The organism is Demequina lignilytica (assembly GCF_030418375.1).
Classification (GTDB): Bacteria; Actinomycetota; Actinomycetes; order Actinomycetales; family Demequinaceae; genus Demequina; species Demequina lignilytica.
Window position 1 is genome coordinate 735,256 of record NZ_JAUHPZ010000001.1, and the last position, 25,106, is coordinate 760,361.

Annotated in this window: 26 protein-coding genes and 2 tRNA genes; 8 read left to right on the top strand and 20 right to left on the bottom strand. The window is 72.0% G+C overall.

Going from position 1 to position 25,106, the window contains the following annotated elements; translation table 11 throughout:
• Window positions 1–87 precede the first annotated feature (87 nt).
• Window positions 88–279 carry a 50S ribosomal protein L28 gene (gene rpmB / locus QQX13_RS03310; protein ID WP_301120081.1) on the top strand — a complete coding sequence of 64 codons (192 nt, stop codon included), beginning with the start codon at window positions 88–90 and terminating at the stop codon, window positions 277–279.
• Between the two features lie 72 nt (window positions 280–351).
• Here rpmB and QQX13_RS03315 read toward each other — a convergent pair whose 3' ends face one another.
• On the bottom strand, window positions 352–1,293 hold the full coding sequence (locus QQX13_RS03315; RefSeq protein WP_301152493.1) for a thiamine-phosphate kinase: 942 nt from the start codon (window positions 1,291–1,293) through the stop codon (window positions 352–354).
• A 51-nt stretch (window positions 1,294–1,344) separates the two neighbouring features.
• Here QQX13_RS03315 and QQX13_RS03320 point away from each other — a divergent pair, with 51 nt between their 5' ends.
• Both QQX13_RS03320 and QQX13_RS03325 read left to right on the top strand, forming a co-directional pair.
• Window positions 1,345–1,680: a TfoX/Sxy family protein gene (locus QQX13_RS03320; RefSeq protein ID WP_301152494.1), complete on the top strand. Its 336-nt coding sequence runs from the start codon at window positions 1,345–1,347 to the stop codon at window positions 1,678–1,680.
• 100 nt (window positions 1,681–1,780) lie between these two features.
• Window positions 1,781–2,401 (top strand): YitT family protein, encoded by a 621-nt coding sequence (locus tag QQX13_RS03325; RefSeq protein WP_301120075.1) that lies wholly within the window; start codon window positions 1,781–1,783, stop codon window positions 2,399–2,401.
• 6 nt (window positions 2,402–2,407) lie between these two features.
• Here the strand turns inward: QQX13_RS03325 and QQX13_RS03330 are convergent, their stop codons facing one another.
• Window positions 2,408–3,760 carry an MATE family efflux transporter gene (locus QQX13_RS03330; protein ID WP_301120073.1) on the bottom strand — a complete coding sequence of 451 codons (1,353 nt, stop codon included), beginning with the start codon at window positions 3,758–3,760 and terminating at the stop codon, window positions 2,408–2,410.
• 54 nt (window positions 3,761–3,814) lie between these two features.
• On the opposite strand from QQX13_RS03330, the gene QQX13_RS03335 reads away from it, so the two are divergent.
• On the top strand, window positions 3,815–4,285 hold the full coding sequence (locus QQX13_RS03335; RefSeq protein ID WP_301152495.1) for a DUF3515 family protein: 471 nt from the start codon (window positions 3,815–3,817) through the stop codon (window positions 4,283–4,285).
• Window positions 4,286–4,452: 167 nt separating this feature from the next.
• On the opposite strand, the gene QQX13_RS03340 is transcribed toward QQX13_RS03335, so the two are convergent.
• The 4 genes from QQX13_RS03340 to murA are packed head-to-tail and all read right to left on the bottom strand — an operon-like array spanning window position 4,453 to window position 8,585.
• Window positions 4,453–5,547, bottom strand: a complete 1,095-nt coding sequence (locus tag QQX13_RS03340) for a D-alanine--D-alanine ligase family protein (protein WP_301152496.1) — start codon at window positions 5,545–5,547, stop codon at window positions 4,453–4,455.
• The gene (locus tag QQX13_RS03345; RefSeq protein ID WP_301152498.1) at window positions 5,547–6,548 is read right to left on the bottom strand and encodes an NAD(P)H-dependent glycerol-3-phosphate dehydrogenase; all 1,002 of its coding nucleotides are present in this window, start codon (window positions 6,546–6,548) and stop codon (window positions 5,547–5,549) included. The genes QQX13_RS03340 and QQX13_RS03345 overlap by 1 nt, the downstream gene beginning before the upstream one ends.
• On the bottom strand, window positions 6,545–7,270 hold the full coding sequence (locus QQX13_RS03350; protein ID WP_301152500.1) for a lysophospholipid acyltransferase family protein: 726 nt from the start codon (window positions 7,268–7,270) through the stop codon (window positions 6,545–6,547). Before QQX13_RS03350 ends, QQX13_RS03345 begins: the two co-directional genes overlap by 4 nt.
• 4 nt (window positions 7,271–7,274) lie before the next feature.
• Entirely contained in the window at window positions 7,275–8,585 is a 1,311-nt protein-coding gene (gene murA / locus QQX13_RS03355) for a UDP-N-acetylglucosamine 1-carboxyvinyltransferase (protein ID WP_301152501.1), read from the bottom strand.
• Window positions 8,586–8,644: 59 nt separating this feature from the next.
• Between murA and QQX13_RS03360 the strand changes: the two genes are divergently transcribed.
• Entirely contained in the window at window positions 8,645–9,517 is an 873-nt protein-coding gene (locus tag QQX13_RS03360; RefSeq protein WP_301152503.1) for a PfkB family carbohydrate kinase, read from the top strand.
• 12 nt (window positions 9,518–9,529) lie between these two features.
• Here the strand turns inward: QQX13_RS03360 and QQX13_RS03365 are convergent, their stop codons facing one another.
• The 4 genes from QQX13_RS03365 to leuC all read right to left on the bottom strand — a co-directional run bounded on the left by QQX13_RS03365 (window position 9,530) and on the right by leuC (window position 13,123).
• On the bottom strand, window positions 9,530–10,171 hold the full coding sequence (locus tag QQX13_RS03365; protein ID WP_301152504.1) for a nucleoside/nucleotide kinase family protein: 642 nt from the start codon (window positions 10,169–10,171) through the stop codon (window positions 9,530–9,532).
• Complete coding sequence (locus QQX13_RS03370) at window positions 10,168–10,962, bottom strand: CPBP family intramembrane glutamic endopeptidase (RefSeq protein ID WP_301152506.1); 795 nt, start codon at window positions 10,960–10,962, stop codon at window positions 10,168–10,170. The genes QQX13_RS03365 and QQX13_RS03370 overlap by 4 nt, the downstream gene beginning before the upstream one ends.
• A gap of 78 nt (window positions 10,963–11,040) precedes the next feature.
• Window positions 11,041–11,682, bottom strand: coding sequence for a 3-isopropylmalate dehydratase small subunit (gene leuD, locus QQX13_RS03375; RefSeq protein WP_301120064.1), 642 nt, complete (start codon window positions 11,680–11,682; stop codon window positions 11,041–11,043).
• 16 nt (window positions 11,683–11,698) lie between these two features.
• A complete protein-coding gene (gene leuC / locus QQX13_RS03380) occupies window positions 11,699–13,123 on the bottom strand; it encodes a 3-isopropylmalate dehydratase large subunit (protein ID WP_301120063.1) in 1,425 nt (474 codons plus the stop codon).
• Window positions 13,124–13,177: 54 nt separating this feature from the next.
• Between leuC and QQX13_RS03385 the strand changes: the two genes are divergently transcribed.
• Window positions 13,178–13,900, top strand: coding sequence for an IclR family transcriptional regulator (locus QQX13_RS03385; protein WP_301120062.1), 723 nt, complete (start codon window positions 13,178–13,180; stop codon window positions 13,898–13,900).
• Window positions 13,901–13,918: 18 nt separating this feature from the next.
• Here QQX13_RS03385 and QQX13_RS03390 read toward each other — a convergent pair whose 3' ends face one another.
• A complete protein-coding gene (locus tag QQX13_RS03390; protein WP_301152508.1) occupies window positions 13,919–15,820 on the bottom strand; it encodes an acyltransferase family protein in 1,902 nt (633 codons plus the stop codon).
• A 118-nt stretch (window positions 15,821–15,938) separates the two neighbouring features.
• On the opposite strand from QQX13_RS03390, the gene QQX13_RS03395 reads away from it, so the two are divergent.
• The gene (locus tag QQX13_RS03395) at window positions 15,939–16,400 is read left to right on the top strand and encodes a thiol-disulfide oxidoreductase DCC family protein (protein WP_301152510.1); all 462 of its coding nucleotides are present in this window, start codon (window positions 15,939–15,941) and stop codon (window positions 16,398–16,400) included.
• Here QQX13_RS03395 and QQX13_RS03400 read toward each other — a convergent pair.
• From QQX13_RS03400 to QQX13_RS03410, 3 genes are all read right to left on the bottom strand, one after another.
• Window positions 16,397–17,272: a hypothetical protein gene (locus QQX13_RS03400; RefSeq protein ID WP_301152512.1), complete on the bottom strand. Its 876-nt coding sequence runs from the start codon at window positions 17,270–17,272 to the stop codon at window positions 16,397–16,399. The two genes, QQX13_RS03395 and QQX13_RS03400, sit on opposite strands and share 4 nt — an antisense overlap.
• 31 nt (window positions 17,273–17,303) lie before the next feature.
• Window positions 17,304–17,855: an RNA polymerase sigma factor gene (locus QQX13_RS03405; RefSeq protein ID WP_301152513.1), complete on the bottom strand. Its 552-nt coding sequence runs from the start codon at window positions 17,853–17,855 to the stop codon at window positions 17,304–17,306.
• Window positions 17,856–18,033: 178 nt separating this feature from the next.
• Window positions 18,034–18,106: transfer RNA gene (locus tag QQX13_RS03410), tRNA-Glu, on the bottom strand.
• A 418-nt stretch (window positions 18,107–18,524) separates the two neighbouring features.
• Here QQX13_RS03410 and QQX13_RS03415 point away from each other — a divergent pair.
• Window positions 18,525–20,678: an ATP-dependent Clp protease ATP-binding subunit gene (locus QQX13_RS03415; RefSeq protein ID WP_301152514.1), complete on the top strand. Its 2,154-nt coding sequence runs from the start codon at window positions 18,525–18,527 to the stop codon at window positions 20,676–20,678.
• Window positions 20,679–20,733: 55 nt separating this feature from the next.
• Here the strand turns inward: QQX13_RS03415 and QQX13_RS03420 are convergent.
• The 6 genes from QQX13_RS03420 to QQX13_RS03445 form a co-directional block, all read right to left on the bottom strand.
• Window positions 20,734–20,805, bottom strand: a tRNA-Gln gene (locus QQX13_RS03420).
• Between the two features lie 63 nt (window positions 20,806–20,868).
• Window positions 20,869–21,327: a hypothetical protein gene (locus QQX13_RS03425; RefSeq protein WP_301120056.1), complete on the bottom strand. Its 459-nt coding sequence runs from the start codon at window positions 21,325–21,327 to the stop codon at window positions 20,869–20,871.
• Window positions 21,320–21,757 (bottom strand): hypothetical protein, encoded by a 438-nt coding sequence (locus tag QQX13_RS03430; protein WP_301152516.1) that lies wholly within the window; start codon window positions 21,755–21,757, stop codon window positions 21,320–21,322. The genes QQX13_RS03425 and QQX13_RS03430 overlap by 8 nt, the downstream gene beginning before the upstream one ends.
• A 4-nt stretch (window positions 21,758–21,761) precedes the next feature.
• Window positions 21,762–22,499 (bottom strand): HAD family hydrolase, encoded by a 738-nt coding sequence (locus tag QQX13_RS03435; RefSeq protein WP_301120054.1) that lies wholly within the window; start codon window positions 22,497–22,499, stop codon window positions 21,762–21,764.
• A 206-nt stretch (window positions 22,500–22,705) separates the two neighbouring features.
• On the bottom strand, window positions 22,706–24,187 hold the full coding sequence (gene gltX / locus QQX13_RS03440; protein ID WP_301152517.1) for a glutamate--tRNA ligase: 1,482 nt from the start codon (window positions 24,185–24,187) through the stop codon (window positions 22,706–22,708).
• A gap of 66 nt (window positions 24,188–24,253) precedes the next feature.
• A complete protein-coding gene (locus QQX13_RS03445) occupies window positions 24,254–25,042 on the bottom strand; it encodes a fumarylacetoacetate hydrolase family protein (RefSeq protein ID WP_301120050.1) in 789 nt (262 codons plus the stop codon).
• Between the last annotated feature and the right edge of the window lie 64 nt (window positions 25,043–25,106).

Below are 25,106 nucleotides of genomic sequence, written 5' to 3' on the forward strand. Positions count from 1 at the left end.
CGGTTACCCTAGTGCGGTTGCCCGAGCACCCGGGCCCCACAGATTTGCAGGCACCTATCGGCCTGCGCCGACTCTAGGAGAACTATCGTGGCTGCAAATTGCGACGTCTGCGGCAAGGGACCGTCCTTCGGTCACTCCATCTCGCACTCGCACCGCCGCACCAAGCGTCGCTGGAACCCGAACATCCAGCGCGTGCGTGCCGTGGTCGCCGGCACCCCCAAGCGTGTCAACGTGTGCACCTCGTGCCTCAAGGCCGGCAAGGTCACCCGCGCCATCTGACGCGGACCTGCCCGTCCCCGACGGACGCTCCCTCAACGGGGGCGTCCGTTTTCTTTTTCACGCGGCCCCGGCTCAGGCGCCGAAGTGGTCCCATCCCAGCCGGTCCGGATCCTCGCCGTCGACCCGGATCCCGGCGAACGCGTCCGTCGTCTCGCCCACCACGGTCCACCCGCCGGGCACCATCGAGGCGCGCGGGAAGACCGCGAGCATCGCGTGGTCCTCGCCGCCGGTGAGCGCCCACGGGCGCGGGTCGACCTGGAGCTCGATGGCGACGAGCCGCGCGCCCTCGTGCAGCGGGACGTCGGCGCCGAGGATCTCGATGCCCACCTCGGACGCGCGCGCGATACGTGCCGCGTCGCGGAGCAGGCCGTCGGAGATGTCCATCAGCGCGGTGGCGCCGTGCAGGGCCGCCTCGAGGCCCGCGCCGATCCGCGGCCGCGGCCGGCGGAACAGCCCGATGCTCTCGGCGTCGATCTCCCGGCCCTCGGCGAGCTGGACGTAGCCGGCGGCCGCCGCGCCGAGCGGCGCCGAGACCGCGACCAGCTGCCCGGGCAGCGCGTCGGCGCGCGTGATCGGCTCGGTCCCGTGGGTCTCGCCGAGCACCGTGACGGAGACGATCACGTCGCGCGCGCCGGACAGGTCGCCGCCCACCACGCCCACCCCGTGCGGCTCGCACGCCTCGCGCAGCCCGTCGGCGAAGCGCAGCACCCAGTCCGCGTCGAGCGATGCGGGCGCCGCGAGCGTGACCTGCAGCGCGGTGGGGACCGCACCCATGGCGTCGATGTCGGCGAGGTTCTGCATGGCCGCCCGCCACCCCACGTCCTCGGGGCTGGACCAGTCCATCCGGAAGTGGACGTCCTGCACCAGGATGTCCGAGGAGACCACCAGGTCGCCGTCGACGGCGACCACCGCCGCATCGTCGCCCGGCCCGAGGATCTCGGAGTCCGTCACGGGCAGCCGCGGGGCGAACGCCGCGATGAGCGCGTCCTCCCCCATCTCGCCGATCGTCGTCATGGGGCCAGCGTAGGCCGGGCGGGACCGGGTCCGGACACCTACGCTGGCGGCATGGAGATGCCCCGCCCGACCGACGCCCAGAAGGACGCCTTCCGCTCGCTGGTGCCCGACGCGCCCGGCGTCGAGGTGCGACCGATGTTCGGCCAGCTCGCCGCGTTCGTGGGCGGGAACATGTTCATGTGCCTGTTCGGCGACCGCGTCGCGTTCAAGCTCGACGCGCCGGCCCTGGAGGCCGCGCTGTCCCGCCCCGAGGCCGCGCCCTTCGCGCCCGGCGGACGGACGATGCGCGAGTACGTCTCCCTGCCGCTCGCGGCCGAGTCCGGCGAGGAGACCGACCGGGCGCTCGCCTACGTCGCGACGCTGCCGCCGAAGCCGCCCCGCCGCTGACCGGGACGCGGCCGGCGCGGGTCCCGGCGCGGCGCCCGGTATCCTCTGCGGTGCGCCCATCGCCGCGCGCTCATCCCGTCAGCATCCGAGGAGCGCCTTCATGACCGAGCCCACCACCGCCCCCGCCGGGACGCCGCACACCGTCCTCGAGGACGTGGTCGGCGTCCTCACGGGCTGCACGCTCCTCGGCGTCGGCCTGGTGCTGCTCAAGGCCGGCGGCCTGGTCACCGGCGGCACCGCGGGTCTGTCGCTGCTGCTGAGCTACGCGATGCACGTGCCGCTGCCGGTCCTGCTCATCCTGGTCAACCTGCCGTTCATCGCGCTGGCCGCATGGAAGTCGGGCTGGACGTTCGCGCTGCGGTCCGCCGCGACCGTCGGGCTCGTGTCGATCACCTCGGCGGTCGCCCAGCAGTTCCTGCACATCGAGAACGTCGACACGGTGTTCGCCGCGATCGCCGCCAACGTGATCTGCGGCGTGGGCATCCTCATCATCTTCCGCCACAAGTCCTCCGTCGGCGGCTTCTCCGTGATCGCGGTCATGCTGCAGGAGCGCACGCGGATCCGCGCCGGTCACGTGCTGATGGTGCTGGACACCTCGGTGATCCTGCTGTCCTTCACCGTGCGCGAGCCGTGGGTCGTGGCGATCTCCGCTCTGGGCGCCATCGCGCTGAGCGTCATCATCACCATGAACCACAAGCCCGGGCGGTACACGGGCTACTGAGCCCGCTCACGCCTCCGCGGCGTGCAGCCACGCACCCCGGCGCGTGATCCGCCAGTACGCGATCCCCAGGAAGACCCCGCGCGCGGCGTTGAACAGCAGGAACGCGCGCCACAGGTCGTGGTTGCGGCCGTCGGGGATCCAGGCGAGCCCCGCGAGCAGCACCGGCACGAACACGACGATCACCGAGGCCGCCATGGTCCACGCCATCGCGCGCGTGCGTCCCGATCCCAGGAACACGCCGTCGAAAAGGTAGGCGCCCGCGGAGACCAGCGGCAGCCACACCACCCAGCCGATGTAGTCGTCGACCGCCTGCGTCACCTCGGGCAGGGAGGTCAGCACCGACACGAACGGGCCGGAGGCGACCAGGTACAGCAGCGAGAACGCCGCGCCGATGCCGACGGCCGGCAGGGCGGAGGCGGCGACCGCCCGGTGGAAGGCGGGCACGTCGCGCGCGCCGATCTCGCGCGACACCATCGCCTCGGCGGCGTGCGCGTAGCCGTCCTGGCCGTAGCTGGCGAGCAGCATCAGCTGCATCAGGATCGCGTTCGCCGCGAGGATCTCGGGGCCCAGCCGGGCGCCGTACGCGGTGACGAACATGAGCACCGCGTAGATCAGCGCCGTGCGGATCACCAGGTCGGTGTTCATCGCCATGAGGCGGCGCCATCCCGAGCGCAGCCCGCGGCCGCGCCAGCGCCGCGCCCCCGCGCGCAGCGAGGACGGTGCCGCCCGCCACCACAGCACGAGCGCCAGCGCGAGGCCCAGCCACTCGGCGATCACGGTCGCCCAGGCCGCGCCCGCGGAGTTCCACCCGAGCCCGCCGACGAACGCGACGTCGAGGCCCAGGTTCACCACGTTGACGGTGGCGACGATCGCGAGCGGGCGGCGGGTGTCGCCCGAGCCCACGAACCATCCGCTGATCACCAGCGTGAGGAGCGCTGCGGGCACCGAGGTCATGCGGATCCACGCGTACTGGATCGCGAGCTCGCGCACGTCGCCGGCGGGCGCCAGCACCGACATCAGGGCCGGGATGGCGATCCACTGGAGCACCAGGGCCCCCGCGCCCAGGGCGACCGCGAGCAGCGCTGCGCGCTGCGCGTGCGTCAGCGCCGCATCGTCCCGTCCCGCGCCGCGCGCGCGTCCGACCAGCGACGTGGTGCCGGTCCGCAGGAACCCGACGAGCCACATCAGCGCGCTCAGGACCGTCGAGCCGAGCGCCACGGCGCCGATGTGCGTCGCGGTCGAGAAATGGCCCAGCATCGCGGTGTCGACGAGGCCCACCAGCGGCACCGTGACGTTGCCGACGATCGCGGGCCAGGCCAGGGAGAAGGCCCGGCGATGCGGGAGCGGCGCGGGTGTCACACGGCGACGTTACCCGGTCCGGCGGACGCCCCGGACGCCCCTAGGCTGAGAGGCATGATCCCCCGTCCGGCAGCCGCCGCAGCCGTGCTCGCCGCGGCCGCCGCACCCCTGCTGACGGGCTGCGCGTCGCCGCTGGTGGTCGACCCCGCGCCGTACGCCGCCGACGTCGACTGCGCGCGCGTGATGCTGGCCATGCCGGAGGACCTGGGAGGGCTGCCGGGGCAGCCCACGAGCTCGCAGGCGACCGCCGCGTGGGGCGAGGAGTACCCGCTCGTCATGCGCTGCGGCGTCGAGCCGCCTGGGCCCACCACCGACGAGTGCCTCAGCATCGAGACGTCGGCCGCGACCGTCGACTGGCTGGTGATCGACGAGGGCGGCACGTGGCGCACCGTGACCTTCGGACGCTCCCCCGCCGTCGAGCTGGTGGTGCCGAAGGAGCGGGCGCAGGACGCGCTCGGGGACGTGCTCGCGGAGGTCTCCCCGGCGGCGGCGCTCGCACCCGCCAACGGCCTCAAGTGCCGCTGACCCGGTCCCATCCGGTCCCGCCAAGCCCTTTCCCGGACACTCCGCACGGATCTGGGCGCGACACGCCGGTCAGGAGCGACGATGCGCGTCCCCCGGACGGCGTGTCGGCCCCGGTTCCGTGCGGGCTGTCCGGGGGCGGGAGGTCGGGCCGAGGCGCGGTTTGAAGCTCAGCGCAGCAGGCCCGCCGGGCGCGCCATCGCGGTCGCGAGGAGCGTCTCGACGAGCGCCGGGTACGCGATCCCGGCCGCCGCGGCCATCCGCGGGTACATCGAGGTGGTGGTGAAGCCGGGCATCGTGTTGATCTCGTTGACCACCACGCCGCCGTCGGGCGCCACGAACACGTCGACCCTCGCGAGACCCTCGGCCCCCACGGCGACGAAGGCGCGGCGCGCGAAGTCGGCGACCACGTTCGCCACGTCCGGCTCGAGGAACGTCGGGCACAGCAGCTGCACCGCGTCCTCGTCGAGGTACTTCGCCTCGAAGTCGTAGAACTCGTGGTCACCGCCCGTCACGATCTCACCGGCGGGCGAGGCGAGCAGCCCGTCGGGCGTCGCCAGCACCGCCGTCTCGATCTCGCGGCCCACCTGGGCGGCCTCGATCAGCACCTTCGGGTCGTGCCGCACGGCCTCCGCCAGGGCCGCATCGAGCGCCTCCCACGACGACACCTTCGAGATCCCCATCGACGAGCCGGCGCGCGCGGGCTTGACGAACACCGGCAGCCCGAGCGCCTCGATCGCCTCCCGCTGCTCGTCGGCGCCGAGCGCGGGGGTGACCACCACATCGTCCGCCACGGGCAGGCCGGCGGCCCGGAAGGCGATCTTCATGAACTGCTTGTCCATGCCGAGCGCGGAGGCGAGCACGCCGGAGCCGACGTAGCGGACGTCGGCGAGCTCGAGCGCGCCCTGGATGGTGCCGTCCTCGCCCCAGGGGCCGTGGAGCAGGGGGAACACCACATCGATCGCTCCGAGCGAACTCACCGACCCCGAGTCGGCGACCTCGCGCCACTCGCTCACCCCGGCCTCGAAGGGCGGCACCACGACCGCGTCGCTCGGCGCGACCGACGGCATCTCGCCGTCGACGATCCGCCAGTCCTCGGGCCGGTCGGACACCCGGGTCCACCGTCCGTCGCGCGTGATCCCGATCGCGACCACGTCCCACCGGTCGCGGTCGATCGCGCCCAGCACGCCGCCGCCGGTGACACAGGACACGCCATGCTCCGACGAGCGGCCTCCGAACAGCACCGCCACCCGGGGTCGACCCATCAGCCGACCTCGGCCTTGCGGGGACGCGACAGGAGCGTCTCCACCACGGTCGACGGCGGCACCTCGCCGGAGAGCATCCGCACCACGCCGTCGCAGATGGGGACCTCGACGCCGGCGGAGGCCGCGAGCTCGCGGATCGACTGCGCGGTCTTCACGCCCTCGGCCGTGCCACGGGTCAGCGTGATCGCGTCCTCGAGCGAGGCACCTCGCCCGATGTGCGCGCCGAGCGTGTGGTTGCGGGACAGCGGCGACGCGCACGTGGCGATGAGGTCACCCATGCCCGCGAGCCCCGAGAAGGTCTCCGGACGCGCGCCCAGCGCGAGACCGAGCCGGGTGATCTCCGCGAGCCCGCGTGTGATCACGGTCGCCGTCGTGTTGTGCCCGTAGCCCAGGCCGTCCGCGACGCCCACCCCGACCGCGATGACGTTCTTGTAGGCGCCGCTGAGCTCCACGCCGACCACGTCGGCGTTGGTGTAGGGCCGGAAGTACGACGACGCCGTGGCGGCGGCCACGCGCTCGGCCGCCTCGGTGCTCGTCGACGCCACGACCGTCGCGGTCGGCTGCCGCTCGGCGATCTCGCGCGCGAGATTGGGACCCGACACCACCGTCACGCGGTCGTCGGGCAGGCCCCACACCTCGGAGATCACCTGCGACATCCGCTCGTGCGTGCCGAGCTCGATGCCCTTCATGAGCGACACCGCGAGAGCGTGCTCCGCGAGCAGCGGGCGGAAGGGTTCGAGGATCGCTCGCGCCCGCTGCGACGGCACCGCGATCACCACGAGCTCCGCGTCCGCGAGCGCCTCCGTCGCATCCGTGGTCGCGTGGATCCCGGCGGGCAGCTCGATGCCGGGCAGCGACGTGTCGTGGCGACGCTCGTCACGCACCGCACGGATCACCGCCTCGTCGCGGCCCCACAGGGTGACGTCGGTGCCCGCGTCCGCGAGCACGGCGGCGAAGGTGGTGCCCCAGGCGCCGGCGCCGAGCACCGCGGCGCGGGTCACCGCTTCTCCCCCTGCGCCCGCATGTCGTAGGGCTTCTTGGGCGGCGTCTCGCCTCGGATCTCCGCGACCATGCTCGTCAGCGTAGCCATGATGCGGTCCGTCGCGGCGCGCAGCGTCTCGGTGTCGACCTTCCCGCCGGCCACACGGGCGCGGAACTCGTCCAGGTCGACGGGCGGGCCGGCGACCACCGTGATGGTCTTGCGCGGGAAGGGGTGCGGCACCTTCTCGTAGCGCCCGAGCAGCCGATGCGCGCCCCACTGGGCGACGGGGATCACGGGCACGCCGGTCTCGAGCGCCATGCGCGCGACGCCGGTGCGACCCGCCATCGGCCAGAGGTCGGGGTCGCGGGTGAGCGTGCCCTCAGGGAACATCGCGATCATGTCGCCCCGCTCGAGCACCTCGACGCCCTTGTCCACGGCCTCCTTGGCGCGCGCCGTGCCGCGGTACACCGGGATCTGGTCGAAGCCGCGCAGCGCCGCCCCGATCACGGGGGCGGAGAACAGCGACGACTTGGCGAGGAACCGCACCACCTGCCCGTTGTTGTAGAGGAAGTGCGCGAGCGTGATGGGATCCGCGTACGTCACATGGTTGGACACGGCGATGTAGCCCGTGTCCGACGGGAGGTGCTCGGCGCCGTGCCAGTCCTTGCGGGTCACGGACGTCATCAGCGCCTGGAGCGGTCTCGCGGCGTTGCGATAGAACCGGCTGGGTGCGGTGGCCATGCGGCTACTCGACCTCCGCCCCGAGCGCGGCGAGCTTGCCGCGGAAGCTCTCGTACCCGCGGTCGATGATGCCGATGCCGCGCACGGTCGAGGTCCCCTCCGCCGCGAGGGCCGCGATCAGGTGGGAGAACCCGCCCCGGAGGTCGGGCACCTCGATGTCGGCCGCCGCGAGCGGCGTGGGCCCGGAGATCACCGCGGAGTGCTTGAAGTTGCGGGCGCCGAACCGGCAGGCGCGATCCCCGAGGCACTCTCGGAACAGCTGCACGTGCGCGCCCATCTGGTTGAGCGCCTGCGTGAAGCCGAAGCGCTGCTCGTAGACCGTCTCGTGGACGATGCTGAGGCCCTTGGCCTGCGTGAGCGCGACCACCAGCGGCTGCTGCCAGTCGGTCATGAAGCCCGGGTGCACGTCGGTCTGCAGCGCGATCGACTTGAGGTCGCCGCCCGGGTGGTAGAACCGGATGCCGTCGCGCACCACGTCGAACTCGCCGCCCACCTTGCGGAACACGTTGAGGAACATGCCCATGGTGCGCTGCTGGGCGCCGTGGATGAAGATGTCGCCCTTGGTCGCGAGCGCGGCCGACGCCCAGGAGCCGACCTCGATGCGGTCGGTGAGCGAGAAGTGGTCGTAGCCGTGGAGGCGCTTGACGCCCTCGATGGTGATGGAGCGGTCGGTGTCGACCGAGATGATCGCGCCCATCTTCTGGAGCGTGTCGATCAGGTCCTTGATCTCCGGCTCGACGGCCGCGCCCTCGAGGTGGGTGATGCCCTCGGCCATCACGGCGGTCAGGAGCAGCTGCTCGGTCGCCCCCACGGACGGGTACGAGAGCTTGTGCTTGATGCCCTTGAGTCCGTTCGGCGCGGTGAGATAGAGCCCGTCCTCCATCTGCTCGACGTGCGCGCCGAACTTGGTGAGGATCTCGAGGTGGAAGTCGATGGGCCGGTCGCCGATCCGGCAGCCGCCCAGGTCGGGGATCACCGCATGCCCGAGCCGGTGGAGCAGCGGCCCGCACAGCAGGATCGGGATGCGCGAGGAGCCGGCGTGCGCCGCGATCTGCGCGGCGTCCGCCTTCACGAGCTCGCTGGTGTCCATGCCGAGCACGCCGGTCTCGACGTCGTAGTCGACGCCGACGCCGTGCAGCCGCAGCAGCGAGGACACCACCGCGACGTCGCGGATCTCGGGGACGTTGCGCAGGGTCGACGGGGTGCTGCCGAGCAGCGCCGCGACCATCGCCTTGGACACGAAGTTCTTGGCCCCGCGGACGGTGATCTCGCCCGTGAGGGGGCGTCCGCCGGTGACCCGGATGGAATCGGTCATGGGGACCATCATCCCCTACTCGCGGCGGCCTCACGCATCGTCCGACGTAGACTCGCCGCGTGACCGCCGCCGCCATCTTCGCCGGGCTGAGCACGCTGGACATCGTCCAGCTGGTCGAGCGCCTGCCGGCGTCGAACCAGAAGGTCGCGGCCCTGGACTTCCTGGTCGCGGCCGGAGGGCCCGCCACGAACGCCGCGGTCGCGTTCGCGCGCTGCGGCGGCGCACCGGCCCTGGTCACCGCGCTCCCGCGCCACGACCTCAGCGCGCTCATCCGCGCGGACCTCGACCGGTGCGGCGTCCGGCTCGAGGCGGTCGCGGCGTACGACGGCCCGCCCGTGACGGCCTCGATCATGGTGACGCGGGCGACCGGCGACCGCGCCGTGGTCTCGCCCAGCGGGATCGCGACCGCCGGCGGTGTGGCCGCCGAGCGCGAGACCCCGATCGACGGCATCGGGGCCGTGCTGGTCGACGGCTACTTCCCGGACGTGTCGCTGCCGATCGCGCGGCGCGCCCGCGACGCCGGCATCCCCGTGATCCTCGACGCCGGGTCGCACAAGCCGCACACCGATGAGGTGGTCTCCGCCTGCGACATCGCCGTGGTCTCGGATGACTTCGCTCCGCCCGGCACCGGCGGCGAGCCGTCGGCCGTGCTCGCCTACCTCGCCGGCCTCGGCGTCGCCACCGCCGTGCTCACGCGCGGCGGCGGCTCCGTGCTGTTCTCGACGCCCGCATCGTCCGGCGAGGTCGAGGTCCCCCGGGTCTCGCCCGTGGTCGACACCCTCGGCGCGGGAGACTTCTTCCACGGCGCGCTGACGTGGCGCATCGCGTCGCTGGGACGGGACGATGCGCGGCTCGCCGACGACATCGCGTTCGCCTCCGCGGTGGTCGCGGAGTCGCTCGGCAGCTTCGGCACCCGGGCCTGGCTGGCCTGACCGGCGGCCGGCTCAGACGGACTCGGGGTGCATCTCGTCGAACGCGACGACCACGTCCACCAGGTCGATCGTCGGGGCGACCAGCGCCGCGTTCGCGGCGTCCACCCGATCCACCCACGCCACCGCCTCGTCGAGCGTCCTGCCCGTGGCGACGCGCCGCTCGATGAGCCGTTCCCGCGCGCCCTCCCACGAGGCCTCGATGCCCCACAGCTCGGCCAGGAGGGGACGGACGGCCGCCCACGGCCCCTCGGGCAGCGCCAGGTAGTTGCCCTCGGTGATCACCACGCGCGCGTCCGGGTGGATGAGCATCCGTGCGGGCACCACGTCGTGGCTCTCGCGGTCGTAGTCCGGCGCCCACTGGGCCATGCCCAGCCCCGAGCGCACCTGACGCAGCAGCGCGACGTAGCCGTCGACGTCGAACGTGTCGGACGCGCCCTTGCGGTCGGCGAGGCCCTGCGCGGCCAGCGTGGACGCGGACAGGTGGAAGCCGTCCATGGGCAGGTACGCCGCGGGCGTGCCGTAGGCGCCGAGCCGCCGCACCAGCGCGGTCGCCGCCGTCGACTTCCCGGAGCCCGGGATGCCCGCGATCCCGATCACCACGCGGCCTCCGCCCGCGGCGAGCGCGCGCGCCCGCTCGGCGAGCATCTTGATCATGGCGCGGTCACGAAGATGTCCAGCAGCTCCGGATGGTGCGCGTGGACCAGCACGCCGAACACGACGGCGTCGAAGAGGAGGTGCACGGCCACAACGTACGGCAAGGACTTGGTCCGTGCGAAGATCCAGCCCTGGACCAGCGCGAACGGGATGGTCAGCAGCGGCCCCCATGACCGGTAGCCGAGCTCCCACAGGAAGCTGACGAAGACGACGGCCTGGAGAACGTTGGCCAGCGGCATCGGGAAGTGGCGGCGCAGCAGGGCGAAGACGACGCAGATGAAGAACAGCTCGTCCCACAGGCCCACCGCGTTGACGCCGACGAACAGCCGCGCGATCTCTCCCCCGCTGTCCAGGTCCGGCCAGTTCGCGTAGACGCCCGAGGAGATGAAGTAGAACGGCAGGATCAGATAGCCCGCGAGCACCACGATCCCGAGGTAGATCCACATGGTCCGGGTCCATCGCTGGCCGGTGCCGATCGGGAACTGGATGGTCGACTCCCTGAAGACGAGCCGCGAGATCAGGGTCGGCACCAGGACGGCCGCGCCGAGCGCCAGCGTGAAGCGCATCATCCCGGCGTCCGACAGGTCCGCCTTGAGGGAGATGGTGGAGATGATCACCTGGCCGAGCGCGATCAGCCCCAGGTCGCGGCCGAGCGCCCGATCGACGATCAGACCCAGCACCACGCCCGCCGCGAGCGGCACGTAGCCGAGCGGGCGCACGTGCACGGCGAACAGCAGCACCGCGGCGCCCACCACCAGGACGGCGGCGGCGACCCTCAGCGCGAACCTCATGCAGGGACTATGCCAGATGCGTCGAGGCCCGCACCCCGGGCGGGGTGCGGGCCTCGACGGACGATGCGCGGCGCGGGGTCAGGCGTCGACGGGACGCGCCGCCTCGATCTCGACCTTGGGCAGGGTCTTGGCCGGGAGCGTCTGCGGACGCCACGCGGCGCGGGTGCCCTCGAACGCCGTGATGTCCTCCTCGTGCTGGAGGGTCAGGCCGATGTCGTCGAGGCCCTCCATGAGGCGCCAACGGACGTAATCGTCGATCTCGAACGGGACCGTGAGCTCGCCGCAGGTGACCGTGCGGTCCTCGAGGGAGACCGTGATCTCCTTGCCGGGCTCGGTCTCGAGCAGCTTCCACAGCAGCTCGATGTTCTCCTGGGAGACGATGCCGGTCAGCAGGCCCTGCTTGCCCGAGTTGCCGCGGAAGATGTCCGCGAAGCGGGAGGCCAGCACCACCTTGAAGCCGTAGTCCTTCAGGGCCCACACGGCGTGCTCGCGCGAGGAGCCGGTGCCGAAGTCCGGGCCCGCGACCAGCACCGAGCCGTGCTTGTAGGCGTCCTGGTTGAGGATGAACTCCGAGTCGCCGCGCCAGGCGGCGAACAGGGCGTCGTCGAAGCCCGTCTTGGTGACGCGCTTGAGGTAGACGGCGGGGATGATCTGGTCCGTGTCGACGTTGGAGCGGCGCAGCGGGACGCCGACGCCGGTGTGGGTCGTGAACTTCTCCATGACTGTTCTCCTTGTCTCAGACCAGCGCCGCGGGGGCGTCGACCAGGTCGGCGGGGCTGGACAGCGTGCCGCGGACCGCGGTGGCGGCGGCGACCAGCGGCGACACCAGGTGGGTGCGGCCGCCCTTGCCCTGACGGCCCTCGAAGTTGCGGTTCGACGTGGACGCCGAGCGCTCCTGCGGCTTGAGCTGGTCCGGGTTCATGCCCAGGCACATCGAGCAGCCGGCGTTGCGCCACTCGGCGCCGAAGTCGAGGAAGACCCGGTCGAGGCCCTCGGCCTCGGCCTGCAGGCGCACGCGAGCCGAGCCGGGGACCACCAGGAAGCGGACGCCCTCGGCCTTGGTGCGGCCCTTGATCACGTCGGCGGCAGCGCGGAGGTCCTCGATGCGCCCGTTGGTGCAGGAGCCGAGGAAGACCGTGTCGATGGCGATCTCGCGCAGCGGGGTGCCCGGGGTGAGGCCCATGTACTCGAGCGCGTTGGCGGCGGCCTCGCGGTCGACCTCGTCGGGGATGTCGGCGGGGTTGGGGACCGCGGCCGAGAGCGGCAGGCCCTGGCCCGGGTTGGTGCCCCAGGTGACGAACGGCTCGAGGTCGGCCGCGTCGAGGTTCACCTCGGTGTCGAAGGTGGCGTCGTCGTCGGTGACCAGGGTGCTCCAGTAGGCCACCGCATCGTCCCAGTCCTGGCCCTCGGGGGCGTGGGGACGGCCCTGCACGTAGTCGAAGGTGGTCTGGTCGGGGGCGATGATGCCGGCGCGGGCGCCCGCCTCGATCGACATGTTGCAGATGGTCATGCGCGCCTCCATGGAGAGCGCACGAATCGCGTCGCCGCGGTACTCGAGCACGTAGCCCTGGCCACCGCCGGTGCCGATCTTGGCGATGATCGCCAGGATGATGTCCTTCGCGGTGGAGCCCTCGGGCAGCTCGCCGTTCACGTTGATCGCCATGGTCTTGAAGGGCTTGAGCGGCAGCGTCTGCGTGGCGAGCACGTGCTCGACCTCCGAGGTGCCGATCCCGAAGGCCAGCGAGCCGAACGCGCCGTGGGTCGAGGTGTGCGAGTCGCCGCAGACCACCGTCATGCCCGGCATGGTGAGGCCGAGCTGCGGGCCGACCACGTGGACCACGCCCTGGTCGGCGTCGCCCAGCGAGTGGATGCGGATGCCGAACTCCTCGGCGTTCTTGCGCAGCGTGTTGATCTGGACGCGCGAGGTCTCGTCCGCGATCGGCAGGTCGATGTCGAGCGTCGGGGTGTTGTGGTCCTCGGTCGCGATCGTGAGGTCCGGGCGACGGACCGGGCGACCGGCGAGGCGGAGGCCCTCGAACGCCTGCGGGCTGGTGACCTCGTGGCACATGTGGAGGTCGATGTAGATGAGGTCAGGGGCGCCGTCCTCCCCCTTGCGGACCAGGTGGCTGGCCCAGAGCTTCTCGGCGAGGGTGGTTCCCATGGCGATCTCCTTGACCTGTCGACATCTCAGATATTGAGACGTTAGTATCGAACTATGGACAATCATAGCGGAGTCGGCGTGATCGACAAGGCCGCCGCCATCCTTGGTGCGCTCGAGAAGGGGCCCGCGACGCTCGCCGAGCTCGTCGCCTCCACCCATCTTGCGCGCCCGACAGTGCATCGGCTCGCGCTGGCGCTCGAGCACCACCACCTGGTGGGCCGCGACGTGAACGGCGCGTTCGTGCTCGGTCGCCGCTTCGCCCAGCTCGCGGCGACCGTGTCGGAGGACCGGCTGGTCTCCGCCGCGCAGCCCGTGCTGACCGTGCTGCGCGACCGCACGGGCGAGTCCGCGCAGCTCTACCGCCCCCACGGCGAGGAGCGCATCTGCATCGCCTCCGCCGACCGCCCCGTCGGCCTGCGCGACTCCATCCCCGTGGGCACCACGATGACCATGACGGCGGGCTCGGCCGCGAAGGTGCTGCTGGCCTGGGCCGAGCCCGAGCGCATGCACCGCGGCCTCGCCCGCGCCCGCTTCACGGCCGCCGAGCTCGAGAAGGTCCGCAACCAGGGCTACGCCGACAGCTCCGGCGAGCGCGAGCCCGGCGTGTCCTCGGTCTCGGCCCCCGTGTGGGGAGCCGCCGGCACGGTCATCGCCGCGGTCTCGATCTCCGGGCCCGCCGAGCGCCTCACGTCCAACCCCGGCGCGATCCACGCCGGCGCGGTGGTCGACGCCGCCCGCCAGCTCACCGAGGTGCTGCAGCGCACCGTCATCGCCTGATCGGCCTCATCGCCCGGGTCAGGCGGTCGGCGGCTCCCCCGTCAGCGCCAGCGACCTGAGGAACGCGGCGAACTCGGGCTTGCCCTCCTCGGTGAGGTGCAGGCCGTCCTCGAGCCATGAATCGTGCCCCGCGACGTAGCCGCGCCAATCCGCGAACACCACGTTGCCGTAGTCGGCGGCCACGCGCTCCATCGCCTCGTTCGACGGTTGGACGTACGCGAAGCGCGCCGTCGAGTCGACCAGCACCACCCGGTCGCGATCGGCGAGCTGGTCGAGCGTGTCGCGCAGCGCGCCCTCCTTGACCGGCCCGGCCGTGCCCATGTGCATGATCACCACGGGGCGCAAGGTGCCGGCGCGCTGCGCATCGAGCACCGCGCCCATGATGTTGCCGGGCGACCGGTTGATGGCCGCGTCGACCGTCGATCCGGAGATCTCCGCCTTCAGCACCTCGGCAGACCACAGCGAGACCGAGTCGCCGTAGATGGCCACGTCCTCGGTGGTGACGGTCGGGGTGGACGATGCGGGGGCCGGGTCCCCGGACGACGTCGCCTCGGAGGTCTCCAGCGGGACCGACGACCGCGCGACCACGGGCTCGGCGGTGATCGCGACGGTGGAGCCGAGCGCGGTATCCGTCGCCTTCGGCACGCCCACGGTGAACGACACCCCGACGATCAGCGCGAACGCGACCAGCACGCCGAACCCCGTGAGCAGGGAGCGCTGGTGCGCGACCAGGCCGTCGGTGCGCAGCCGCTGCCACCCGCGCCCGAGGGCGCCGTGGCGGATCGGCTCCTCGACCCACCGGTACGAGGCCGCGGCCACCGCCAGGACCAGCCCGATGCGCATCGCCTCGACCCACCAGCCGTGCCAGGGGATGTCCTGGCCCGGCCGCGTCACCAGGAAGATCGGCCAGTGCCAGAGGTAGATGCCGTAGGAGCGCTCGCCGATCCACCGCAGGCCGCGGTGGTCGAGGAGCGTCCCGAGCGGCGACGCCGGGTGCGTCGCGACCGCGATGATCGCGGCCACGAGCATCGACACCAGAAGGAAGCCGCCGCGGTACAGCCAGGAGCTGTACTCGTGCGCGTCCACCAGGATCCAGGCGAGGAGGGCGAGGAGCGTCACGCCCATCAGTCCGAGGGCACCCCGGGCTCCGCCGGCGATGCGGGCGGACGCGCGCCCCGGCCGCCACAGCGCCGCCAGCACGGCGCCCATCAGCACGGACATGGCGTGGGTGTCGGTGCCGAAGTAGACGCGCGTCGGATCCGCGTCGAGCGGGAAGCCGTGCCGGATCGACATCACGGTCATCGCGACGGTGGACAGCACCGCGAGGGTGCCCGCCGTCGCCAGGAGTGCGAGCCGCACCGAGCTGCGGCGGGCACGCGCGATGCCCCATACGAGCGCCACCACGGCGGGCCACACCAGGTAGAACTGCTCCTCCACGGCGAGCGACCACAGGTGCGCGAGCATGTTGCCGCGGCCGATGAGCTCGAAGTAGGACTGCTCCTGGGCGATGTACCACCAGTTCGACACATACAGCAGGGCCGCGGCGACGTTGCCGCGGAACCCCTCGATGGCGTCGCGGGCGACGGTCGCGGCGAGCAGGGCGCTGCCCGCGAGCATGAGCAGCAGCGCAGGCAGCAGTCGGCGGGCGCGACGCAGGTAGAAGCGCCCGAAGCGGATCCGGCCGTGCCGGGAGCGCTCCGTCATGAGCAGGGTGGTGATGAGGAACCCCGAGATGACGAAGAACACGTCGACGCCGAGGAAGCCGCCGGGCAGCGCGCCCGTCCCCAGGTGATAGACCACGACCGCGGCGACCGCGATCGCGCGAAGCCCGTCGAGCCCCCGGATGCGCATCGGGGTCGACGAGTAGTCGTCCGCGGAGCCGCGATGGCGGCTGACCACGGGCGGTGCGGCGACGGCCATGGCGCCTCCCTTCACGGGTTCCGACGGCGTCAGGCTACGTCCGAGCAGGGACGATGCGTGGGAGCCGCGCGCACCGGCGTGCCAGACCGTGCTCTCCGCCACGCGTAGGGTCGTGACCATGACGGAGGCGGTCGCGATCGTGGTGTTCGACGGCGACTGTGGGCTGTGCAACGGCTTCGTCGCCTGGCTGATCAGGCGCGATCGCCGAAGGCGGTTCCTGATCGCGGGCAGCGCGGGCGCTCCCGGGCGCGCCGTGCTCGAGGCTGGCGGGCTTCCCGCATCGATCGCGGCATCGTCGCTCGTGGTGTGGGACGGCAAGACGGCAGCACTGCGATCCGATGCGGTGGCGAGGGTCACGGCAGGCCTGCCGTGGCCCTGGCGGGCGGGCATGGTCCTGCGCGCCGTCCCGCGGCGGATGCGCGACGCGGTCTACGACGCCGTCGCCCGTCGGCGTCCGCGCCGCCCGGCCGAGGACCCCGCCTGCGGCACGCCGCCGCCCGGGCTGGTCCAGGAATGGCGAAGCCGCCTCGCGTCCGTGGAGGACGCGAGGCGGCTCCCTCAGCTGTCGGCCGGCGCCTAGGGCTTGCCGGTCGTCTCGGGCTTGCCCGTGCTCTCGGGCTTCCCGGTGGTCTTCTCGGAGGAGCCGGCGGTCTCCGGCTTGCCCGGCGCCTTGCCGCTGTTGCCTGCCGTCTCGGGCTTGCCGGTGGTCTCGGGCTTGCCCGTGGACTTCTCGTCGGCCTCGTCGGCCTCGCTGGCCTCGTCCGTCGCCGCGGCGTCGTCCTCGACCGCCTCGTCCTCAGGGTCGACCCAGACTCCGCGCGCGTGCTGGGAGACGCCCTGGCCGAACTCCTTGCCGGTGGCGTCGGTGGTCGCCATCCACTCGAGCATCGCGGCCACGCGCTCGTGCACCTCCGCGGACGCCTCGGAGCCGTTCTCACGGATCTTCTCGGCGGCGGCCATGAGCGCGGCGGCGGAGCCCTCGTCGAGGTCCTCGTCCTCCTCGACGGCCTCGGCCAGGTGCTCGACGGCCTCCTCGACCTCGCCCTCCTCGGCGAGCTTCTCGGCCTCCTCGCACGCCTCCTCGGTGCCGCCGTCCCCGATGCCCAGGTCCTCGAGGGCCTTGTCGACCGGGTACAGCAGGTCGCCGGGCGCCGCATCGTCCGCTGCGGCGGCGGTGCCGAGCAGACCCGCACCCACCAGCGCGCAGGCGCCCGCGATCGCGGCACGGATGCGCCAGCGCGAAGGCGCCGCCGCGGGCACGGGGAGGGGGCCCGCGGCCCCCGCGGCGACAGCTGCGAGCACGGCGCCCGCGCGGGCGGCCTCGGACCCGTCGGGCGCGATCGCCAGCGCGCGGAGCGCGTCGACCGCGGGCGCGGCGTCCTGCAGGGCCTCGGGCGCGTTCCCTCGCAGGAGGCGCTCCGCGTCGCGGTCGGTGAAGTCGTTGCTCGTCATGCCTGTGTCATCGCACGAGCGGCCGGAAAGGTTACATCCGCCGCGCGAGCCGCACGCGGAGCGACTGGAGCGCCCGATGCTGCGACACCTTCACCGCGGACTCGCTCTTGCCCATCACCTCCGCGGTCTCACGCACCGAGAGCTCGCCGACCACGCGCAGGAGCAGGATCTCCCGCTGGTCCCGGCTCAGGCCCTCGAGCAGCGCGGCCGCCGCCTTGGCCTCGTCACGCAGGAGCGCCTGCTGCTCCGCCGAGGGGACCGTCTCGCGCATGAGCCGGTCGTCGGGCTCGTCCGACGTCACCTGCGGTCGCCGGCCAGCCTTGCGATGCGCATCGACCATCCGACGATGCGCGATCGAGAACACCCACGCGCGGAAGTCCGCCTCGTCACCCTTGAACGACGAGAGGCCGCGCGCGATGTGGAGGAAGGTGTCCGCCGCCTCGTCCTCCGGGTCCGGAGAGCCCCGGCCCGCGAGGTAGCCGCGCACCGGCCCGGCGAGGTCCTGGTAGAGGCGCGTCCACGCCCACTCCTCGCCGGTGCGCGCGGCCGCGAGCACGCCGTCGAAGGCGGCGCCGAGCGTCACGCGCGCGCCCCTCGGGAGGGCGCGGAGCGGCGAGCCGCACGGGAGAGGGGGGCGTGCATGGCGGCGACGGTAGCACCGGCTCAAGCGCGTTGCGCAAACCGACGCGGGCACGGCGCCGGTCCGGAACCTGCCGGAAAGCACGAAACTCCCCGCCGCTGACGGCGGGGAGTTCGATGAGTAGCCCCGACGGGATTCGAACCCGCGCTACCGCCTTGAGAGGGCGGCGTGCTAGGCCGCTACACAACGGGGCCCTAGCTGCTCCGGCCACCGTTTCGGGCGGCTGGCGCGAGATAAAACTGTACACGACCGCGAGCCGATTCCAAAATCCGCTCGAGCGCCGCTCTCCGCACCCGCGGCTCGCCCACGGTCGGCCCCTCCATCCTCGCATCGGGAACGGAGCCTGAGGGGCGCACGCCGCCGGGAACCGCATCGCAGGGGAGGCTCAGCGTCCGCGATCGCGGCGTGCCCACGCTCAGCCTCCCCTGCCGGGCCGAGGGGGCGCGAGATCGACGGTGAGACTCCCCGACCGGACCGGGGAACGCGCGTTCCGACGTGCCGGGCAAGCCCTCCCCCCGCCGGGTGATCCTTGCGCATCGGCAAGGCGTTATGTAAAGTTGAGTGCAGGCGACTCAACCCAGCAGTCGTACAGTGCTTTACCAGGAGGTTCCCATGACCGCTCAGCCCTACGCCCCTGACCAGCAGGAGCAGCAGAGCGCTCTTCAGCAGTTCGGCCAGGATTTCACCGCGCTGGCCGAGCAGGGCGCTCTCGACCCCGTCATCGGACGCGACGAGGAGATCCGACGCGTCATGCAGGTGCTCACGCGCCGCACCAAGAACAACGCCGTCCTCATCGGCGAGCCCGGCGTCGGCAAGACCGCGATCGTCGAGGGCCTCGCCCAGCGCATCGTCGCCGGGGACGTCCCCTCCTCCCTCAAGGACCGTCGCGTGATCGAGATCGCCATGAGCTCGCTCGTGGCGGGCGCCGCGTTCCGCGGCCAGTTCGAGGAGCGCCTCAAGGGCATCCTCAAGGAGGTCGAGGAGTCCGAGGGCCGGATCATCCTGTTCGTCGACGAGCTCCACACCATCGTGGGCGCCGGCAAGGCGGAGGGCTCCGTCGACGCGGGCAACATCCTCAAGCCGATGCTCGCGCGCGGCAAGCTCCGCATGATCGGCGCCACCACGCTGAACGAGTACCGCGAGCACGTCGAGACCGACTCCGCCCTGGAGCGCCGCTTCCAGCCCGTCTACGTGGGCGAGCCCAGCATCGAGGACACCGTCGCGATCCTGCGCGGACTGCAGGAGAAGTACGAGGTCCACCACGGCGTGAAGATCACCGACGAGGCGATCGTGCAGTCGGCGAAGCTGTCCGACCGCTACATCACCGAGCGCTTCCTGCCCGACAAGGCGGTCGACCTGATCGACGAGGCCACCTCGGCCCTCAAGATGCAGCTCGACTCCATGCCGATCGAGCTCGACCGCGCGCGTCGCCGCATCATGCAGCTGGAGATCGAGCGCACCCAGGTGGCGAAGGACAAGTCCGAGCATGCCAAGGCGCGCCGCGAGGAGATCGACCGCGACATCACCCGCCTCAAGGAGGACTCCGACCGCCTCAACATGCGGTGGGCACGCGAGAAGGACCTGATCGTCCGCGTCTCGACCGCCACGGAGCGGCTCGAGTCCCTGCGCGGCGACCTCGAGCGCGCCGAGCGCATGGGCGAGCTGGAGAGGGCCGGGCGCATCCGCTACGGCCTCATGCCCGCCGCCGAGAAGGAGATCGCGGCGGCGCGCGCCGAGCTCGACGCCATCCCCGCCGAGGAGCGCATGCTCCGCGAGGAGGTGACCGGCGAGGACATCGCGGGCGTGGTCGCCAAGTGGACGGGCGTGCCGGTCGAGAAGCTGCTGACGGACGAGTCGAGCAAGCTCGGCCACCTGGAGGACCGGCTCCACGAGCGCGTGGTCGGCCAGCACCGCGCGATCGCCTCGGTGGCCGACGCGATCCGTCGCGCCCGCGCGGGCATCTCGGACGCGAACCGGCCGATCGGCTCGTTCCTGTTCCTCGGCCCCACCGGAGTCGGCAAGACCGAGCTGGCGCGGGCGCTCGCCGAGCAGCTGTTCGACGACGAGCGCGCCATGATCCGCATCGACATGTCCGAGTACATGGAGAGCCACGCGGTCAGCCGCCTCATCGGCTCCCCTCCCGGCTACGTCGGCTACGACCAGGGCGGCCAGCTCACGGAGGCCGTCCGCCGGCGCCCGTACAGCATCGTCCTGTTCGACGAGGTCGAGAAGGCCCACCCGGATGTGTGGAACGTGCTGCTGCAGGTGCTGGACGACGGCCGCCTGACCGACGGCCGTGGCCGGACGGTCAACTTCACCAACACCATCATCGTGATGACGTCGAACCTGGGCTCGGACATCGTCCTGGCCTGGGACGGCGAGGACCGGGCGGCGCTCGAGGACGACCTGCGGGCGGTGCTGCGGCGCGCCTTCCGGCCGGAGTTCCTCAACCGGCTCGACGACGTGGTGGTCTTCGACCGCATCGACCCCGCCGCCATGGAGGGGATCGTCGCGACGGAGCTCGCCAAGACCATCGCGCGCCTCGCGGAGAGCAAGGACATCGCGCTGACGGTGGACGATGCGCTGCGCGCCTCGCTCGCCGCGGACGGCTTCGACCCGCAGTTCGGGGCGCGGCCGCTCAAGCGGCTGATCCAGTCGCGGCTGCTCAACGAGCTCGCCAAGGAGATCGTCGACGGCCGGGTCGGCGAGGGCGACGCGGTGACCGCCGGCTGGGACGGCGAGCGCGTGACGCTGACAGTCGCCTGACCACCCCCGACAACGACAGAGGGCCCGCCGTCAGGCGGGCCCTCTGTCATGAAAGCTGGGCTACAAGGATTCGAACCTCAACTAACTGAACCAGAATCAGTCGTGCTGCCAGTTACACCATAGCCCATCAGGTTCTTGCCGAACCGAGGTACCACTGTACCCGAGACCGAGCCCGAAACCAAACCGGCCGCTACCCGGCGGGGGCGATGCTGTCGAGCACAGCGACACCGGCGGAGTCCGCGTCGCAGCGCTTCCCCTGGCGCCCGAAGTAGGTGTCGTCGTGCGCGCCGCCGGGCAGGTCGGCGAGCACGGCGAGGGTCCCCGTCCCGCGGATCGGATCGCCCGGCAGGTACGTCTCCGCGTCGACCACCACTCCCCCGCCGCCTCCCGGAGCTGCGCCCGGCGGCCACACGATCCACGGCATCGTCCCGTCTCCGCGATCGAGCATGAGGCAGCCGTCGTCGAGCGCCGTCACGGTGCCCGCGAACTCGAGGCGCGCGCCGGGGATCTCACCCACCGAGGACTGCCGGACCACGTAGCCCGCCTCGCCGTCGTCGTCTCCGTCCGAGCAGCCGACGAGCAGCGAGGCGGCGAGCAGCAGCGAGGGGGCCGCCACACGGGCCGGCGACCAGCTCCGACGGTCACCCATCCGCATGCTCGAGCCAGTCGAGGACGGCGACCCCTGCCTCGTCCGCGTCGCAGAAGGCCCCGAAGCTCGAGAAGTAGCTGTCGGCGTTCGACCCGTCCGGCAGCTCTCCGAGGGACACGAGCGCCCCCACCCCCGTGATCGCGTCGCCGTCGCCGAACTCCTGTCCACCCGAGAGCACGACGTCGCCGGAGTCGCCCTGCTCCGCATCCGGGGGCCACACGATCCACCGGGTCTCGCCGGTCGGCAGCTCGAGGTTCATGCACCCGTCGCCCGCGACGTCGATCACACCGTTGACGGGCTCGCGGTCGGACGTGACCTCGTCGATCTGGTTCTGGCGGGGGACGCCGAATCCTGCCTCGGCATCACCGCCCGCGCCGCAGCCGGCGACCGCGAGCAGCGCGATCGCGCCAAGCGCCAGGTACCCCCTCATGGGGTCACCGTACGCCCAGCACCCCTGGCAGGTCATGGAGGGAGGCGAGGCGGACCAGGCCGTCGCGGGGCACGCCGTGACCGGCGAGGCCCTCGGTGTCGCGGGAGTGCGCGCCGGGGCGCTCGATCCACACGCCGAGGCCGAGCCCGGCGGCGACCGCGGCGAGCGGATCGACGTCGAACTCGTCGCCCACGTACGCGACCTCCGCCGGCTCCAGACCGAGCCGCTCGCACGCCAGCGAGAACACGCGAGGATCCGGCTTGCCGAAGCCGAGGGTGTCGACGCCGACAAGCATGGGCACCCTTCCGAGCCCGCAGGACTCGAGCTTCAGGACCTGATAGTCGAACGCCGCATTCGACAGGGCGCCGTACGGGATGCCCGCGTTCTCGAGAGCGTCGAGCACACCGTCGGCGTCCGGGTACGGCGACCAGCCCTCACGGAAGTAGCGCTCGAACGCACCGTCCCACTCGGCGTACGCCGCATCGTCCAGATGGGGGCCGCCGTAGGCGGCGTGGAGGTCGTTCGCTCGACGATGCCGCTGCTCGCGATGCGTCATCTCACCGCGGGTATGGGCGCGGTACCAGCCGTTCGCATCGTCCCGCCAGAACTGCACCAGCTCGTCGTGGTCGACCTCGCCGAGGTAGTCGACGGCGACCCCGGCGAGAGCGTGCCGGAAGGCGCCGCGCGTGTCGACCAGGGTGTCGTCGACGTCGAACAGGACGCCGCGGATGGGTGGGGTCATGCGGGCCAGCCTAGGCGCGTTCACCACCGCCACCTCACCCACCGGTCGGGACAGTCAGTCCTCAATTCTCAGCGCCGCGGGTCCTCCCGGGACACTGAGTCCTCATGGGCACCGTGGGTCGCGAGCGCCAGAGGACTGACGGTCCCGGGAGGCGCGATTCAGGCGCGAGAGGAGGACTGAGCGTCCCGACAGGAGGAGGGGCGGGCTCAGAGCGTCGCGCGCAGATTCCGCAGCCGCGTCAGCGACTCGTCCTGGCCCAGGATCTCCATCGACTCGAACAGCGGCGGCGAGACCAGGCGGCCGGTGACCGCGACGCGGAGCGGGCCGAACGCGAAACGCGGCTTGATGCCCATCTCCTCCACGAGCTTCGCGGTGAGCGCCTCCTGCTGCGCGGCCGGCGAGAAGTCCGTCAGCCCCTCCAGGACGGCGATCGCGGCGTCGAGCACGTCGGCGGCGTTGTCGGGCAGCTTGGCGCGCGCGGCGTCCTCCACCACGACCTCGGAAGCCCCGATGAACAGGAACCCCAGCATCCCGGGCGCCTCGCCCAGCAGGTTCATGCGGGTCTGCACCAGCGGCATGGCCTCGGCGAGGGTCTGCTCCTCGTGCGGCGTCAGGCTCTGCGCGGAGTCGGAGGACAGGAAGCCCGCGGCGTGGAGGTACGGCACCACGCGCGCGGCGAGGTCGCCCACGGGCAGCGCCCGCATGTGCTCGGCGTTGATCGCCTCGGCCTTCTTGAGGTCGAAGCGCGCCGGGTTCGGGTTCACGTCCGCGATGTCGAACGCGGCAACCAGCTCGGCGGGCGAGAACACGTCGCGGTCGGGGCCGATCGACCACCCGAGCAGCGCCAGGTAGTTGAGCAGCCCCTCGGGGAGGAAGCCACGGTCGCGGTGGTGGAACAGGTTGGACTCGGGGTCGCGCTTGGACAGCTTCTTGGTGCCCTCGCCGAGCACCATCGGCATGTGCGCGTAGGACGGCACGGCGTCGGCGATGCCGAGCTCGACCATCGCCCGCCACAGCACGATCTGCCGCGGCGTCGAGGACAGCAGATCCTCGCCGCGCAGCACGTGGGTGATCTTCATCAGCGCGTCGTCGACCGGGTTGACCAGCGTGTAGAGCGGGATGCCGTTCGCGCGGACGATCACGTAGTCGGGCACGGTGCCCGCGGGGAAGGTGACCGTGCCGCGGATCAGGTCCTCGATGGTGATGTCCTCGTCGGGCATCCGCATGCGCAGCACCGGCTCACGCCCCTCGGCGCGGAACGCGGCCTTCTGCTCCTCGGTGAGCGAGCGGTCGAAGCCGTCGTAGCCCAGCTTGGGGTCGCGGCCGGCCGCGCGATGGCGCGCCTCGATCTCGTCGGGCGTCGAGAACGACTCGTACGCGTAGCCACCCTCGACCAGCTTCGCGACCACCTGCGCGTGCAGGTCGTGCCGCTGCGACTGCCGGTACGGACCGTAAGGGCCGCCGATCTCGGGGCCCTCGTCGTAGTCGATGCCCATCCAGCTCATGGCGTCGAGGAGCATCTCGTAGCTCTCCTGCGAGTCGCGCTCGGCGTCGGTGTCCTCGATACGGAACACCATGTCACCACCCGTGTGCCGGGCGTAGGCCCAGTTGAACAGCGCGGTGCGGACCATGCCCACGTGGGGCAGGCCGGTGGGCGACGGGGAGAAGCGGACGCGGACCTTGCTCATGAGTTTCCTTGCGGTGATGCGGATGGACGATGCGGTGGTGGCGACGATGCGAGGCGCGGCGTGCGCTCAGCCGCGCCGGATGACGGGGTTGCGCAGGACGCCGAGGTCCTCGATCTCGACCTCGACCACGTCGCCGTGGTGGAGGGCGGTCACCCCGGACGGGGTGCCGGTGAGGATGACATCGCCGGGGAGGAGCGTGGTGACCTCGGAGACCATCGATACGGCGTGCATGACGTCGAGGAGCATGTCACGCGTGTTGCCGTTCTGCGTGGCGTTGCCGTTGATGCGGGAGGAGATCTCGACGTCGTCGTGCGCGAGCTCGGTCTCGATCCACGGGCCGAGCGGCAGCGAGGTGTCGAACGCCTTGGCGCGGAACCACTGGTCCTCGAGGCGCTGCAGATCGCGTGCGGTGACGTCGTTGGCGCAGGTGTAGCCGTAGATGTACTGCTCGGCGTTCTCGGGGCTGACGTCCTTGCACACGCGCGAGATGATCACGGCGAGCTCGGCCTCGAGCTGCACGTCCTCGCTGTAGGACGGCAGCACGATCGGGTCGTCCGGGCCGATCACGGCGGTGTTCGGCTTGAGGAACAGGATCGGGACGTCCGGGGCGGGCCCGCGGTGCGGGATCTCCTTCGCGTGCGCCTCGTAGTTCTTGCCGAGGCACACCACCTTGGAGCGCGGGATCACGGGCGCGAGCAGGCGCACGTCGTCGGTGAGCTTGATCCGCTCGCCGGTGACGGTGCCCGGCGTGTACATGGGGTCTCCGGTGAGGACCACGAGCTCCTCGGCTCCGGGATCGCCGTCCACGATCGCGAAACGGGGCTCTTCTCCGGTGGTGAAACGGGCGATACGCATGACCTCCAGCGTAGCCGCTCGGACCTGGGCCGCCCTGCGTCCGGGGGCGTGCCTACGATGAGAA